This is a genomic window from Arenibacter certesii DSM 19833 (assembly GCF_000429545.1).
GTDB lineage: Bacteria > Bacteroidota > Bacteroidia > Flavobacteriales > Flavobacteriaceae > Arenibacter > Arenibacter certesii.
The window spans coordinates 24690-40226 of record NZ_AUCB01000007.1 but is presented as its reverse complement, the minus strand read 5'-3'; the positions used below and the strand labels follow the sequence as shown (position 1 = coordinate 40226).

Genomic DNA, 15537 nt, shown 5'->3' with positions numbered 1-15537 from the left:
GGCAATATCAATCCAAAAAATTAGTATAGATGAGAATTAATGGTATTATAGGGATATTCCTTTTCTGCTTTGCGACAATGAGTGCTCAGAAGAAGAATTGGACTTTGGAAGAATGTGTTACTTATGCCGTAGACAATAACCTAACAATAGAGCAATATGAGCTAGATTTAGATAACGCTTTAATAGATAGGTCGGATGCCATAGGTGATATGTTGCCCAACTTTAATGTTAACGGCCGTATATCTGGTAATTCCGGTTTGGTTTTGGATCAATCTAGAAACCAGCAGGTAACCGGAACAATTACTACGGCATCGGGTGGATTTGGCTCTTCTGTAACCCTTTTTGATGGGCTAAGGAACATCCATAGATTAAATAGGGCGAAATTGAATGCCTTGGCAAACCAGTATCGATTAGATGATTTGAAGGAAGATATAATGTTGGCCGTGGCCAATGCCTACCTTCAAATTTTGTCCAATAAGGAATCGTTAAAAGTATTTCGTGTACAATATGCCGAAACTCTGAAGGATCTAGAAAGATCTAAAGAATTGGTGGCGGCCGGTGTGGTTCCACAGGGAGATTTGTTAGAAATTGAGGCTACCTTGGCTAACCAGGAGCAGCAGATTGTAAATGGTGAAAACATGGTCCTGATTTCCCGCATTAATCTAGCGCAGCTTTTACAAATTACCGACTATGAGAATTTTGATATTTCGAAGGAAGAATTTGACATTCCACCTTCAAATATTTTGGATAATACTCCAAAATCCATATTCGAAAAAGCATTAACTTTTAGGAACGATATAAAGTTTTCTTTATCTAATGTAGAATTGGCTTTAAAGGACCTTCAGATTGCCAAAGGAGCTGTATATCCTACCGTAGGTGCCTTTATTAATTATGGAACCCAATACTCAAGTGAATTTAGAAACCCTTCCACAGGGGAGCGCATTCCTTTTGGGGATCAGTTGTATCTAACCGATGGAATTTCATACGGATTACAAGTAAACATCCCCGTGTTTAATGGTTTTAGTACCAGAAATGGAGTGCAGCGAGCCAAAATTAATGTGGAGAGGTTTAGATTGCAGCATAAGCAAAATGAATTGGATCTAGAGACCAATATCAATCAGGCTTATGTGGACGTCACTAGTTTTGCCAAGGCCTATGAGGCAGCAGAAAAGACCTTGGAAGCAAGACGTTTAGCGTACGAATACTCTAAAGACCGATTTGATGTAGGTTTAATGAACTCTTTCGACTATAGTCAGGCGCAATCTCGTGTAGATAACGCAGAGGCCGAGCTTATCAGGACCAAATACGATTATATTTTTAGATTAAAAGTGCTTGAGTTTTATTTTGGATTACCAATAACCTTGGATTAGGTTATATTTGTAGCCTATATGGCAATAATTTTAAATTTGGAAACGGCAACCACCAATTGTTCGGTGAGCATCGCCAAGAATGGAAAGCTGATTCTTCTAAAGGAGGATAACAGCCCCAATTATTCACATTCAGAAAAGCTACATATTTTTATACAGGAAGCTTTGCAAGAGGCTTCCTTGTCTTTTAATGATCTTTCCGCTATAGCAGTAAGTAAAGGTCCTGGATCCTACACAGGATTGCGAATAGGGGTGTCTGCTGCCAAAGGATTATGTTTCTCGTTGGATATCCCTTTAATTTCCATTCCTACATTGGAGAGTTTAGCGAATCAAGCTATTCAAAACACCTACAAATATGTTATTCCCTTGTTAGATGCTAGAAGGATGGAAGTGTATTCGGCGGTATTCAATTCCAAGAGAGAACAAATAAGGGAAACTAAAGCCGAGATTGTTGAAGAAGGCCATTTTAAGGAGTATGCAGAACAAGGTGCTGTGCTTTTAATAGGTGATGGTGCGGAAAAATGTAAAGATATGTTAAATCACCCAAACTTTACTTTTAGAGCTGCTTTACCAACAGCACTAGAAATGGGCGAACTATCAAATAAAAAGTTCAAAGTAGGTGACTTTGAAGATGTCGCCTACTTTGAACCTTATTATTTAAAAGATTTTATTTTACAGAGTAAAAAGTCTTAAGCCTTTGCATTGTGCATAACTCTCTGTGGGAAAGGTATTTCTATTCCTGCTTCATCAAACCTAAGTTTTAACTCTTCCATTACGTGGAAATGTGCAGCCCAGAATACGCTGGTATCTGCCCAAAAACGCAAGGAAAGATTCACGGAACTATCTCCTAATTCTGCTACAAATACTTGTGGTTCTGGATCTTTTAGGATGTTTTCATCTTCAGCACAAATCTGTAATAGGATTTCTTTAGCTTGTTTTATATTGGAATCGTAGCCTATACCCACAATAATATTATCCCTTCTTGTATTTTGGGCATTGTAATTAATAATATTGTTATTTGATAGTTGTCCGTTTGGTATAATGGCAACTTGATTTCCAAATGTAGTAAGCTTAGTAGTAAATATAGAGATCTCCTTAACGGTACCGTCTACCCCTTGGGCAGATATAAAATCACCTACCTTAAAAGGTTTAAACAGTAATAATAGAACGCCACCGGCAAAGTTGGCCAAAGATCCTTGTAATGCTAAACCTACTGCAAGTCCGGCCGCACCAATAATTGCTACAAGGGAAGTGCTTTCTACTCCCAATTGGGTGATAACAATTACGAATAGCATAATTTTAAGGCCTATGCTTATAAAGCTTTGCAAGAAAGATTCTAACGAAGGGTCATAGTCTGCCTTATCAAAAAACTTACGGACCAATCGGTTGATTAATTTTATGGCCCAACTTCCTAAGAAATAAATAATAATGGCCATGGCGAGGCTGGGAAGAGCCTCCCACATAAAATCGACTGCTTTATCCCAGTGTTCTTCGTAATTTGTAATAATATCCATAAATCTTAATTTTTTTACAAAACAAATAAAAATCCCTTAGGAGGCCAAGTATTGTGCTCCAAACAATTGTTAATGTTGCTCATTGGTACAAATTTTAATAACATTTCCAATAAATCACTTCATAAAAAAAGCGCCCGTAAATGGCGCTTTTTTTCTGTAAAACTTATAGGATTATTGCACTTCAAATGTAATCTTAACATTTACGCGATATTCCTTTATTTTTCCATCGCTTACCGTTGCACTTTGTTCCTTAACGTATACAGAGCGAATATTCTTAACGGTTTTGGAAGCTTGCTCCACTGCATTTTTCGTTGCATCTTCCCATCCCTCTTTAGAACTTGCTAGAACTTCGATAATTTTTAAAATTGCCATATTATATAAATTTTTGGATTTTCTTAAAGTTAGCAAATAAAAAGGGGAAAACCTTAAAGTGGTAAGAAAATCAGCCGTTTATGGCGACTACTTCATTTATTTTATCGCCCATCATGTTTTTTAGCATGGTTTCTATTCCATTTTTTAAGGTAAAGGTAGAGGATGGGCAGCCACTACATGCCCCTTGTAAAATTACATTTACGGTTTTAGTATCTTCCTCATATGATTTAAACATAATGTTTCCGCCATCGGACGCAACAGCTGGTTTCACATATTCCTCCAAAATATCGATAATTTGCTTAGAGGTATCGTCTAGGTTAGCGTCTTCCATTTTTGAGGCGGGAGATTCTGTACGTTGTTTTTGTATGCTGCTTGCAGATACTACTTCATTGCCCTCAGCAAGAAAGTCTCGAATTATCTCGCGTAGGGAAGATGTGACTTCGTCCCATTCTACCACATCGTATTTGTTTATAGATACGTAATTCTCATCAAAGAAAACTTCTTTTACGAAAGGCAGGGTAAACAAATGTTTTGCCAATTTTGAATCCTTTGCCTCATCAATATTTTTGAATTCGAACGAAGTAGGAACTATTCTTTTGTTGGTAACAAATTTCATGGCCGAAGGATTGGGGGTAACTTCCGCATAAACGGTTACTGCTACTTTCTTCTTATTGTCTTCCTCCTCTTTTACAACAACTTCTCCTGCATTTAAATAGTCGGTCAATTGTTGGGCCACGCTATCTTTTACATCATCCCATTCCACAATATTAAAACGTTCCAAACCAATAAAATTACCAGCTATATATACTGTCTTTATAAAAGGCAAGTGAAATAATTGCTGCGCTAAAGGTGAATTTTTAGCGTCGTCTATATTTTTAAATTCGTAATTCTGATTCTTTGTGAGAAAATGATTAGTTTCAAATTTTAAAATCGCCGGATTGTTTGTGGGTACAACCGTAATTATAAACTCCTTCATAATGAATATTTTTGACAAAAGTACAAAGGATTTCTAAGTAATAGCTCATATATCAAAGTAGTCTTTAAATCATACAATCCATATTTACACAATGCAGCTAATCTACTCTACATTTTAAATGAAACATTACATACTGATCACCATTATTCTTGTTACTATGGGTTTCCCATCTTATAGTCAAGAAGGCATTCCAGTTTATTCTGATTATCTGTCCGACAACTATTATCTAATATATCCTTCTATGGCCGGAATAGGCGAAGGTGGAAAAATTAGGGCCACTTTAAGGAAACAATGGTTTAATGTAGATGAAGCTCCAAATTTGCAAACTCTTAATGCGCATTTTAAGGTTGGGGATCGTTCTGGTTTAGGAGTGCTGTTTTTTAATGATGCCAATGGGTATCACTCACAAACCGGTCTTGAACTCACTTATGCCCACCATTTACAATTGGGTTCAGATTTTCGTAGCCTTAATCAATTGTCCTTTGGACTTAGTGCTGGAATGCAGCAAAGTAACTTGGATGAAACAGCCTTTGTTTCTGTGGTTCCGGACCCTTTGGTCACAGGCTCTAGGAATAGTGTGGGCTATATTAATATGGATTTGGGAATATCTTATAATTTTCTGGAATTCTATGCCCATGCTGCTGTGCACAATCTATTGGGGAGGGGAAGGGACCTTTACTCTGCAGTAGAGGCTAATAACTTAAGAAAATATCTAATTTCTTTGGGTTATGTTTTTGGAAAAGGAGATTGGCAGATTGAGCCTTCTACCCTATTCCAGTACACTGAATTTACAAAGGAGAAAATGATTGATATAAACTTAAAGTCCTATAAACGGGTGGATTTTGGAACGGTTTGGGGCGGTGTTTCCTATCGCCGAAGTTTAGAAGGGACACAATACCAAACCGAAATATATGTGGGGAATCAGCATTTGCAGTTAATTACTCCCATTGTGGGGGTCAATTATAAGCAATTCTTGGTTTCTTACAACTATTCCTATCAGATGGGCGATTTAAGATTCCATGACGGAGGATTTCATCAGCTAACTCTAGGTTACGATTTTGGTCAAAAAGAAAAACGATACGATTGTAAGTGTCCTGCGGTCAACTATTAGTACCGTTATTATCATTTCTCTTTTTTGTGGATTTTGGTTTTCTTCGCCCTCTACAGAAAACTACAGCTTATTTTGAATAGTTTTGTACTATCAAAAATAGTATGGAAGGCTGAGGTATACCATCGCTTTAGCGTGTAGCTGCAGATTTATAATTGAATTTTTCTGATGGAAATCGAGATACTAAAAAAACTAATATGATTAAAGCAGTTAATGGGAAATCTCCACAAATTGGAGAGGATTGTTATATAGCCGAGAATGCCACAATAGTTGGCGATGTTACAATGGGAAAACAATGTAGTGTATGGTTTAATGCAGTAATCCGCGGAGATGTACATTATATAAAGCTGGGCAATAAGGTTAATGTGCAGGATGGTGCGGTAATCCATGGTACATATCTTAAATCGCCTACCACAATAGGAGACAACGTTTCCATAGGGCATAACGCCATTGTTCACGGCTGTACGATTCACGACAATGTGTTAATTGGAATGGGGAGTATTGTAATGGATGATTGCGTTGTTGAAAGCAATAGTATTATAGCAGCGGGAGCGGTGGTTACAAAAGGAACCCGTGTGCCATCGGGGACCGTTTTTGCGGGGATGCCAGCGAAAAAGATTAAAGATATTAGCATAGAATTAAGCGAAGGAGAGGTTAATAGGATTGCCGATAGTTATGTGAAGTACTCTAACTGGTTTAAGGAGTAGCTTTATAATTGGGTCTGTAAAAAATACGGGTAGTGTTCCTCCTTAGCCTCATGGGATTACCCTAAGCTAATAGGCATTTTTAAACCCACCCTACATTAACTGAGAGTCCATCGGTAAGGACAATAAGTCAAATAATCTTATTTTTGCATCTTAAAATTTGAAATAGAGTAGGTGTTGTTCTCATTTAAATGATGCACTTACTTTAATAATATAAATTTAAAATTACTAGAATATGAAAGCATATATATTTCCGGGGCAGGGAGCCCAATTTGTAGGTATGGGATTGGATCTTTACGAAAATTATCCCTTGGCACAAGAGATGTTCGAAAAGGCTAACGCTATTTTAGGTTTCTCCATTACGGATTTGATGTTCGAAGGAACACCAGAGGATTTAAAAGAAACTAAGGTGACGCAACCAGCCATTTTTTTACATTCTGTTATTTTAGGTAAGATAATGGGGGATAGTTTTGCGCCAGATATGGTCGCGGGCCATTCCTTGGGTGAGTTTTCAGCCTTGGTGGCCAACGGCACCTTGAGTTTTGAAGATGGCTTGAAATTGGTGTCACAGCGAGCGTTGGCAATGCAAAAAGCGTGTGAATTGCAACCAAGTACTATGGCTGCAGTACTAGGATTGGAAGATGCTGTTGTAGAGAAAATTTGTTCGGAAATAGACGGTATTGTAGTACCTGCAAATTATAATTGCCCTGGTCAACTAGTAATTTCTGGGGAACTTGCCGCTGTAGAAGAGGCTTGTGAAAAATTGAAGGAAGCCGGTGCAAAAAGAGCATTGGTACTTCCCGTTGGAGGTGCTTTTCATTCGCCTTTGATGGAGCCTGCAAGAGAAGAATTAGCTGAAGCTATAAAAAACACAACTTTTAATACACCTAGTTGCCCAGTGTATCAGAATGTGACCACAACGGGAGTGACGGATCCCCAAGAAATTAAAGAAAACCTTATTGCGCAGCTTACGGCTCCGGTAAAATGGACGCAGAGTGTGCAACAAATGGTGGCCGACGGTGCAACCCTGTTTACGGAAATTGGACCAGGTAAAGTTTTGCAGGGATTGGTTAAGAAAATTCACCCTGATGCACATACAGAATCCGCCAATGTAGAAGGATAATAATTTACTGAGTATAATAATTCTAAGAGGCAAGAATGGACGACTACTATATAGTTAATGGGTCTGTCTTTGCCTCTTATAATTAAAAGCTTGAACGACCACAGCTAACCGTAATTTACCGTTCATCTGATAATTTCTTATTTAACCCTAGTTTGTTAGGGGGGAGGGCTATTTTTTAGTAATATTGACAGTCCCTTTCTGCGATATTACCAATCATGTTCGGATTTGTTTACAGAGATTATCAATTATGAAAATGGATACCCTATTGAGAGCAACTTTCCTTCCTAAAATGATTAAAGGCCTATCTATGTGGTCTTTGCTTATATCTTTATTACTATTTGGAGCGTTGGCACAGGCGCAAATTATTTCTATCTCTGCTGTAAACGATGGTTCAGAGGATGGACCGACTCCTGCTCGATTTAGAGTTTCCTGCTTAGGTGTTCTTGTGGGGGATTCTACGGTGGACTTAAAAATATTACCTTCCTCTACCGCAACACTAGGAGACGATTATGAAGATTTTGGTGCTACCGTAGAACTAACAGCAGGAATAAATTCGTTTGTTAATGTAGATATCACAATAAAGGATGATTTACTGGTGGAAGGCCCTGAAACAATAGTTATTCAGGTAGATAATGCTAATGAGGGGTTCATAAGTCTTATTCAAGATACAACAACGATAACGATCCAAGACAACGATGCTTCCGTAGCCTTTTCAACGGTGAGTAGTGAAGACTTTGAAAATGTGGGTGGTAATTTGCCAGGTTTGATAGTAAATGGTGATGTTGTGGATGTCTCTACCTCCGTTACAATAGAAGTAGATGGCAATAGTACTGCAACGGAAGACGTCGATTTTTCCTTTAATAATAAACTAATTACAATTCCTCCAGGCGCTTATGTTAATGAGCCGTTTCCGCTAGATCTCACAATCCTTAATGATAATGCGGTGGAAGATGCGGAAGAAATCATATTGAACATTGGCGCTATAAGTGGGAATGTCAATTCCATTATAACTCCTAATTCCACCACCTATACTATTTTAAATGATGATACTGAGATCTCATTAGGCGGAAATGTTTCCCAATTAGAGGGTGATTCGGGTACATCGGATTTTAAGTTTATAGTTAACCGTAAAGGCGATGTCTCTGATAAGGCAAAAGTGAAATATGCTGTGATAGGCAGTGGGACGGATGAGGCTAATGAGGCGGACTTTGAGGGTGATACTTTTCCGAAGGGGGAAGTAGATTTTAAAAAGAATGAACTAGAAAAGACAATCACCATAAAAGTCAAAGGAGATTTAGATTATGAAGCCAACGAAACTTTTGTGGTAAATCTTAGCGATTCCGAAAATGCAAATATAGAAATAGGTACAGCTATTGGAACCATAGAAAATGATGATAGTGAAATTTCACTTGCTTCCGATGTGTCTTTAAATGAGGGGAATACAGGGCTAACTTCATTTCAGTTTAAGGTTAACCGAATTGGAGATCTCTCTGAGCTAGCCAGTGCAAAATATAAGGTAACAGGTACTGGGAGCAATCCGGCCAATGCGGCGGATTTTGAAGGAGGAGGGTTCCCTGAGGAGGCAGTTGAGTTTGAGGTAGCGGTTCCTGAGGTGTTAATCACAATAAATGTAAAAGGGGACCTTGATGCCGAACCTGATGAGACTTTTCTGCTTACCCTTTCTGATCCTAAGAATACTAGTATTGGAACAACTACCGCGGTTGGAACAATTCTGAACGATGATAGCAATACAATCAGCATAGGTGATAATGTTGTATCGGAGGAAGGGGATTCTGGAACAACCACTTTTACTTTTACCGCAAGCCGCACAGGGGATGCTAGTTCTGGGGCAAGTGCTACCTATACCGTATCTGCCGGATCTACCAATTCTGCCCATACGGCGGATTTTCCTAATAACACATTTCCTACAGGACCAGTAAATTTTGCGCCTGGGGCTGCTACTACTACCTTTACGATAAACGTGAAGGGTGATACGGATGTGGAGCCAGATGAAAATTTTAACGTGACTCTAAGTGGGCTTAGTAGTGGTTATGTGTTAGGTAAGGCCACTGCTCAGGGTACTATCGTAAACGATGATTTGGAAAAGATGACCATGGCAGCGAATGTGGTTCTTCCAGAGGGTAATTCCGGGACTTCGGTTTTTGCGTTTACCGCAAACCGAACTGGAGATAATACTGCTGCTGCTACTGCAAAATATAAGGTAACCGGTACAGGGACTAACCCTGCTACTAAGGCAGATTTCGTTGGAAACTCCCTCCCAGCGGGGAATGTGAATTTTCCAGCCGGTTCTTCTAGTGCAACAATTGAAATTGAGGTTAAGGGAGATGCCGATGTGGAGCCCAATGAAACTTTTATTGTAACCCTTAGTGATCCTAGTACAGGATATGAGCTGGGTGCAAAAACCACAGCACAGGGAACTATTCAGAATGATGATGTTAATGTAATATCTATAGTGAAAAGTGTAAGCCTTGAAGAAGGCGATGAAGAAGTAACTGAATTTAATTTTACAGTAACTCGTACTGGGAATGCCAATGATGAAGTGGATATAAGTTATAGTGTTTCGCCAAGTGGTAAGAATCCGGTTAATGGTGCCGATTTTGTTGGAGGCTTTTTTCCTAATGGTGTAGTTACATTTCCTGCGGGCTCTCAAACGGCAATTATAACAATAGAGGTCCAAGGTGACTTTACAGTAGAAAAAGATGAGACTTTTACATTAACGCTCACTGCTCCCCCTTTAAATTATGTTTTTGAAGACGGCAAAGACAAGTCCATTGGGACCATACTAAACGATGATAGTTATATCGCAACTATTCTTGCAACAGATGAAGATGCGTCAGAAAACCCTTTAAAATCGGGAACTTTTACAGTTTCTTTAAATACGACAAACACTTCTGGAGGACCTATCGTTATAAACTATGATGTAAAAGGTACGGCTACGGAAGGAGACGATTATATTGCCCTTTCTAGAACTGTTTCTATACCCAATAACGAATTTGAAAGTACTATAACCGTAACACCAATTAATGATGACTTAGTAGAAGCGGATTTCGAAACTGTAGAAGTTACCCTTCTACCGGATGCGGGATATAGTGTTGGGTTTCCCAATAAAGCCACTGTAAATATTGCCAATGATGATGTTGCTGGAGTTTCTATAAACGATGTAGTGGTTGAAGAAAGTGCTGGGGTAGCAAAATTTACCGTAACCCTAAATGCTGCCGTGTTATTGGGGACCATTGTCACTTACACCACTTCGGACAACACTGCAATTGCAGGAAGCGATTACCTAAGTAGATCCGGAAACCTTGTTTTTGTAGGGTTTAAGGGGGAGGAGAAAATTATTAATATTCCTATAATAGATGATGATGTAGCCGAAGGAACCAAAACGTTTTACGTTAATTTAGTGAATGCTACAGGCCTTGCCAAAATTATAAAAAATCGCGGGCAAGGGACCATAACAGATAACGATAACTGTATAGAGGCCCCATTGATAAATACCGATGTATCTACTATTTTCTGTTCCGATTTTAATCAGGATTTAAATGAGTATACAACTACTCCCATTCCAGCGGGTTATGAATTAGTGTGGAGTAGTAGCGATGACTTTTCCAATGTAGGGGCGAGGAGAAAAAGTAGTATTGTAGATTTTGCAGCTTCGTTTTATGGTTATCTTTACAATAAGGGAACAGGTTGCGTAAGTCCGCCCTTAGAAGTCACGCTCGTAAGGAATATTCCTCCAGAAATTTTGGATACTGAAGGTACGTCCATTTGCGGTCGGGGTCGAGCAACTATTACGGCCTCTGCCTCCGATAACGGTAGTCTTTTTTGGTATGCTTCAGAAACAGCCATAGATCCAATTGGAGAAGGGAGTAGCTTTACCACTCCTCGTAATGATACTACAACAGTATATTACGTAGAAGCTACTGGCAACGGATGTACCACAGACCGCGTTCCGGTAACAGTTACCGTGCAAGAACCTGTTAAGGTGGGTACTACAGAGAATACGGTTGCCTGTAATATAATAGGGGAGGGAGCAACTGTTGTAGATTTAGACGACACTCGGATAAGTGGAGTAGCAACTGGACAGTGGAGCATAGTAGGGACTCCTCCCGGAGCGGTCACTATAGGTGCAGATAATAAGGTGAATTTTGAAGGCGCCTCCATAGGAGAATATACCTTTAAATTTACTACTGATACAGCGGTTGCACCTTGTGAGGAGGTAAGTGTGGAAGTAACTATTTCAGTAGGCAATTGCTTTGTAGATAGTGATGGGGACGGTATTTTTGACAGAGACGAAAATGTCCTGGGAACAGATCCCTTTAACCCAGATACGGATGGAGATGGCATTCCAGACGGAGAGGAGGTTGGTCCAGATCTAAACAATCCCATAGATACCAATGGCGATGGAATTATAGATGCCTTGGATGCATGTTATCCTAATATAGATGCTGCAAACTGTATTGTAGACCTAGAAATAAAGAAGAAGGTGAATCGGAAAAACCCAGGTATAGGGGATGAAATCACTTTTACCATAACCCTAACCAACTTAAGTACTATTATGGTAACGGATATACAGGTTAATGATCTTATAGATTCTAGCCATGGCTTTCAGTACATAAGTAGTACTACATCTGCAGGAGTGTATGATGAACTAAGTGGCCTCTGGGAATTGGAAGAGATGATGGAAAAAGAGGTGCAGACCCTCACGATTGTCGTAGCTGTACCACAGGAGGGTAGGTTTACAAATGTAGCCACCCTCGTAGATAGTTTTCCGGAGGACGGAAATCCTAAAAATAATTCTGCTGCCGTTACGGTTGCCGTAGGAGAGGTGACTCCCGAAGACTGCGGATTTCTTTTCAATTTAATATCCCCTAATGGAGACGGGAATAATGACCACCTTCATATAAATTGTATTGAAGATTATCCCAAAAATAGGCTTCAGATCTTTGATCGTTATGGTAATGAAGTTTTTGCGACAAGTAGATATAGAAATAATTGGAGGGGAACAGGGAAAAAGGGAGATTTGCCAAAAGGAACTTATTTTTATATCCTCGACCTAGGTGATGGAACAGCTATTAAAAAAGGTTGGATCCAAATCATTAGATGAAAAAGACTATGCATTACAGATTTTATAATTTAAGAAATTGTAAGCGATTGTGCGCTGTGTTTTTGTTGTTGGCAACGCTAATGGCATACGGGCAGAAAGAGCCCCAGTACACTCAATATATGTACAATATTGGAAGTTTTAACCCCGCTTATGTTGGCACGGTGGAAAGGCCAGACATTTCGGGACTATATAGGGTGCAGTGGACCGGGATTCCAGGGTCTCCAAAAACGCTCAGGCTAGGGGCAAACCTTCCTTTTGCTAATAAAAAACAAGGATTAGGGTTTAATGTAGTAAGCGATCAACTAGGGCCAACTTCCCAAACCTATATAGATTTAGCCTATTCATTTCAGGTAAAACTCTCAGAGAATACTAAACTGTCTTTTGGAATAGATGCTGGGGGATCTCTGTTAGATGTTGACTATAGTAAAGGAAACTTTCAAAACCCTAACGAACCCCTTTTGAATGGACAAGATACGTTTAATAAATTTTATCCAACCATTGGAGCAGGTATGTTCATGTATCAACAAAACTGGTATCTGGGTTGGTCTATACCTAATTTCCTTACGGAAGGTATCTATGCTGATGAAGTTGCTAATATAGTGGAAGATAAGGTGCAATTTAATTTCATTGGAGGTTATGTTTTTGACCTCTCCGAAAATTTAAAATTTAAACCGGCATTTTTAATCAATCATTTAAAAGGTGCTCCCTTGAACGTAAATCTCTCTACCAATTTTTTAATTAGTGATATAGTTACCGTGGGGGCCTCTTACAGATGGGACAATGCATTAAGCGGACTTGCTGGACTACAAATATCCAACACTATCTTCTTAGGTTATTCCTATGATTATAATACCACTAATTTAGGGGAATACAGTCAAGGCTCGCACGAGGTAATCTTGAAATTTTATATTGGTAAAAGTAGCTTAAATTCCGAGGAAGATGAGGATAATAAATCAAAAGGAAAGCCAAAGCAGATTGATAGTCCAAGGTTTTTCTAAAATTATATAATATAGTGTCATGAGATTCAGTAACTTATATCTACTGTTATTATTTATTCCTTCCCTATGCTTTGCTCAGCAAAAGCGTTCTAAGGGTGATATTGCATTTTTTGAGTATTCCTATAGGACTGCCATAGAAGAATATCAAAAGGAACAGATAAAAGGAGCACTTACCAATCAACAGTACCTAAATCTGGCAGATTCTTATTTAAGGATGAGCAATTATAAAAATGCTGCTAAGATCTATGTGGATATTTTTAAGAAGGACACCATTATGTCCCCAAGTCATTTTAATAGGTTGCTGCAATCCATCGCCAAAACTTCGGGCATGGAGGAGGTGAAAACGTTTTTGAGTGATAATAATAGCGTGTTTTCAGGGGAGCTTTTGGAAAATGCAGAGTTTAATTATGAACTTCTTCAATCCAAATCAAAACCAGCACCTAATTATGGGCTTTTCAATGTAAGCGCTAATAGTAGTCAGGGCGATTTCTCCCCCGCTTTTTTTTATGATAAGGTATTGTTCTCCAGTGGGCGGCCACGAGGCTCCAAGAAGGTATACAACCCATCTGGAGAGGCTTTTTTTAATATATATGAAGCTGAGGTGGATTCTAAAGGGGATTTGAACGCCGTTAAGGAATTTGAAGGACTAATGGACTCTCCATTTCATAAGTCTACCCCTTATTACGCTGCGGAATTAGATCGTATTTTTTACAGTCTATCCAATGCAGATGGCGAGCAATTACTTTTTAGTGATAAAGGAAAAAATGCCATGTCCATCGGTATGAGTAGTGGAGTAGATTCACACACATATATTCTTAGGGATTTAGATACTTCTTTTCATTATCCTTTTTATGAGGGGGCTACAGGTAGACTCTTTTTTGCGGCTAATTTTGACGATAGCTACGGGGGAACCGATCTTTATTATGTACACACTAATAATGGAATAATTATGTCTTCTCCTGTAAATTTAGGACCAAGGATTAATACTCCTGGAAATGAAATTGCACCTTTTATTTTTGATAATACGCTCTATTTTGCGTCGGATGTATTTTATGGTTTAGGGGGGATGGACATATATAGGTCGAATTTACAGGAAAACGACAACTTTAGTATTCCCGTGAATCTGGGGTCTGCAATAAATTCTGCTGAAGACGATTTTGGTATGATTATAAAATTGGATGAATCTAAAGGATTCGTGGGGTATTTTGCCTCAAATAGATCTGGGGGAAAAGGGAATGATGATATCTACGGATTTCATATGGATGAAAAACCTGGTCTAAAGACGTTGGCATTAAAGGGAGCGATTAAAAAACCCAATGATGGCGTTGGAATTGATGGAGCTGTAATTAGCTTATTGGATAATGAGGGGACTATTATTAAAGAAGTAATTGCAGATAGGGATGGAAATTATGAATTGGAAATACCATGGAGAGATAATGTTATCCTTAAAGCAATAAAAGAGCGGTATTCTACGTATAAACAGCAGTTTGATGCTGCTTCATTAGACACTGTCGATACAGCCAAGTTCAATTTAGAAATGGTCTCTATTGATGATATCGTTACCGAGCATGAAGAACAAAATGTGATAAAACTTAATAAGTTCTTCTTTAATAAAGGTAAATATAATGTAACACCAGAAATAAGCAGAGAATTGGATAAAGTTGTTGCTGCTATAAATAGTTTTCCAGAACTACAATTAAAAATAGAGTCGCATACAGACAGTAGGGGAAGTAATCGCTACAATATTAATCTTTCAAATAGGAGATCCGATGCCATTAAAGATTATTTGATGCAAGAAGGAGTTCCTGAAAATAACATTATAGAATCAGTAGGATATGGGGAAGAGCAATTGTTGAACAATTGTAAAAATGGGGTGTTTTGTTTAGAAATGTTGCATAACAGAAATGAAAGAACCAATATAATAATCCTAAATTACAACGAACTGTTTGGTCTAAAGTAAACTACAGAAAAGGAATGTCGCTTATATTTTCTTAGGTGAAAACAGTATTCAGAAAAACTACCAATAAATTATTTGCTCAAGACACATTGGTCGCAATCTTTTACCTTACCGTAGTAGGTCTCTCTGTATTTGTGGATGGTGGTAATAGGTATAATACCAAAAATAGCTTTTTTAATATAAGTTACATTGGTATATAGCATACCCATCTTTTGAGTAAATCTTTTTTCTTGCTTGGTATTTCTGGTTACTGTAATCAATTTCATGGTTATAGTCCTTTGCATTGAGGGCAA

At 38.5% G+C, this 15537-nt stretch carries 12 protein-coding genes and 2 pseudogenes; 10 read left to right on the top strand and 4 right to left on the bottom strand.

All coding sequences use genetic code 11. From position 1 onward, the window contains the following. Positions 1-29: 29 nt before the first annotated feature. Complete coding sequence (locus G466_RS0103945; protein ID WP_026812480.1) at positions 30-1370, top strand: TolC family protein; 1341 nt, start codon at positions 30-32, stop codon at positions 1368-1370. 18 nt (positions 1371-1388) lie between these two features. Beyond that, positions 1389-2060, top strand: coding sequence for a tRNA (adenosine(37)-N6)-threonylcarbamoyltransferase complex dimerization subunit type 1 TsaB (gene tsaB / locus G466_RS0103940; RefSeq protein WP_026812479.1), 672 nt, complete (start codon positions 1389-1391; stop codon positions 2058-2060). Here tsaB and G466_RS0103935 read toward each other — a convergent pair. The 3 genes from G466_RS0103935 to G466_RS0103925 all read right to left on the bottom strand — a co-directional run bounded on the left by G466_RS0103935 (position 2057) and on the right by G466_RS0103925 (position 4229). Beyond that, on the bottom strand, positions 2057-2881 hold the full coding sequence (locus G466_RS0103935) for a mechanosensitive ion channel family protein (protein ID WP_026812478.1): 825 nt from the start codon (positions 2879-2881) through the stop codon (positions 2057-2059). The two genes, tsaB and G466_RS0103935, sit on opposite strands and share 4 nt — an antisense overlap. Before the next feature lie 171 nt (positions 2882-3052). After that, positions 3053-3253, bottom strand: coding sequence for a dodecin family protein (locus G466_RS0103930; protein ID WP_026812477.1), 201 nt, complete (start codon positions 3251-3253; stop codon positions 3053-3055). 70 nt (positions 3254-3323) lie between these two features. Continuing rightward, entirely contained in the window at positions 3324-4229 is a 906-nt protein-coding gene (locus G466_RS0103925) for a NifU family protein (RefSeq protein WP_026812476.1), read from the bottom strand. 118 nt (positions 4230-4347) lie between these two features. Here G466_RS0103925 and G466_RS0103920 point away from each other — a divergent pair, with 118 nt between their 5' ends. From G466_RS0103920 to G466_RS0103895, 8 genes and pseudogenes are all read left to right on the top strand, one after another. Continuing rightward, positions 4348-5340 carry a PorP/SprF family type IX secretion system membrane protein gene (locus tag G466_RS0103920; protein ID WP_026812475.1) on the top strand — a complete coding sequence of 331 codons (993 nt, stop codon included), beginning with the start codon at positions 4348-4350 and terminating at the stop codon, positions 5338-5340. A gap of 194 nt (positions 5341-5534) precedes the next feature. Beyond that, entirely contained in the window at positions 5535-6044 is a 510-nt protein-coding gene (locus tag G466_RS0103915) for a gamma carbonic anhydrase family protein (protein WP_026812474.1), read from the top strand. 232 nt (positions 6045-6276) lie between these two features. Next, positions 6277-7164, top strand: coding sequence for an ACP S-malonyltransferase (fabD, locus tag G466_RS0103910; RefSeq protein ID WP_026812473.1), 888 nt, complete (start codon positions 6277-6279; stop codon positions 7162-7164). 247 nt (positions 7165-7411) lie between these two features. Then, positions 7412-9616 (top strand): annotated as a pseudogene (locus G466_RS24680) (Calx-beta domain-containing protein); the annotation flags it as partial. A gap of 21 nt (positions 9617-9637) precedes the next feature. Further along, positions 9638-9913 (top strand): annotated as a pseudogene (locus G466_RS24675) (Calx-beta domain-containing protein); the annotation flags it as partial. Positions 9914-9955: 42 nt separating this feature from the next. Continuing rightward, positions 9956-12289: a T9SS type B sorting domain-containing protein gene (locus G466_RS24670; protein WP_373296586.1), complete on the top strand. Its 2334-nt coding sequence runs from the start codon at positions 9956-9958 to the stop codon at positions 12287-12289. Then, entirely contained in the window at positions 12286-13287 is a 1002-nt protein-coding gene (locus G466_RS0103900; RefSeq protein WP_026812471.1) for a PorP/SprF family type IX secretion system membrane protein, read from the top strand. The genes G466_RS24670 and G466_RS0103900 overlap by 4 nt, the downstream gene beginning before the upstream one ends. Before the next feature lie 19 nt (positions 13288-13306). Further along, positions 13307-15247 (top strand): OmpA family protein, encoded by a 1941-nt coding sequence (locus tag G466_RS0103895; RefSeq protein ID WP_026812470.1) that lies wholly within the window; start codon positions 13307-13309, stop codon positions 15245-15247. Between the two features lie 68 nt (positions 15248-15315). On the opposite strand, the gene G466_RS0103890 is transcribed toward G466_RS0103895, so the two are convergent. Further along, a complete protein-coding gene (locus G466_RS0103890; RefSeq protein ID WP_026812469.1) occupies positions 15316-15510 on the bottom strand; it encodes a hypothetical protein in 195 nt (64 codons plus the stop codon). Positions 15511-15537 lie beyond the last annotated feature (27 nt).

What these genes read in the sequence shown, in the direction of transcription:
- G466_RS0103945 (WP_026812480.1), top strand. Translation starts at nt 30, where the DNA reads ATGAGAATTAATGGTATTATAGGGATATTCCTTTTCTGCTTTGCGACA.
- tsaB (WP_026812479.1), top strand. Translation starts at nt 1,389, where the DNA reads ATGGCAATAATTTTAAATTTGGAAACGGCAACCACCAATTGTTCGGTG.
- G466_RS0103935 (WP_026812478.1), bottom strand. Translation starts at nt 2,881, where the DNA reads ATGGATATTATTACAAATTACGAAGAACACTGGGATAAAGCAGTCGAT.
- G466_RS0103930 (WP_026812477.1), bottom strand. Translation starts at nt 3,253, where the DNA reads ATGGCAATTTTAAAAATTATCGAAGTTCTAGCAAGTTCTAAAGAGGGA.
- G466_RS0103925 (WP_026812476.1), bottom strand. Translation starts at nt 4,229, where the DNA reads ATGAAGGAGTTTATAATTACGGTTGTACCCACAAACAATCCGGCGATT.
- G466_RS0103920 (WP_026812475.1), top strand. Translation starts at nt 4,348, where the DNA reads ATGAAACATTACATACTGATCACCATTATTCTTGTTACTATGGGTTTC.
- G466_RS0103915 (WP_026812474.1), top strand. Translation starts at nt 5,535, where the DNA reads ATGATTAAAGCAGTTAATGGGAAATCTCCACAAATTGGAGAGGATTGT.
- fabD (WP_026812473.1), top strand. Translation starts at nt 6,277, where the DNA reads ATGAAAGCATATATATTTCCGGGGCAGGGAGCCCAATTTGTAGGTATG.
- G466_RS0103900 (WP_026812471.1), top strand. Translation starts at nt 12,286, where the DNA reads ATGAAAAAGACTATGCATTACAGATTTTATAATTTAAGAAATTGTAAG.
- G466_RS0103895 (WP_026812470.1), top strand. Translation starts at nt 13,307, where the DNA reads ATGAGATTCAGTAACTTATATCTACTGTTATTATTTATTCCTTCCCTA.
- G466_RS0103890 (WP_026812469.1), bottom strand. Translation starts at nt 15,510, where the DNA reads ATGAAATTGATTACAGTAACCAGAAATACCAAGCAAGAAAAAAGATTT.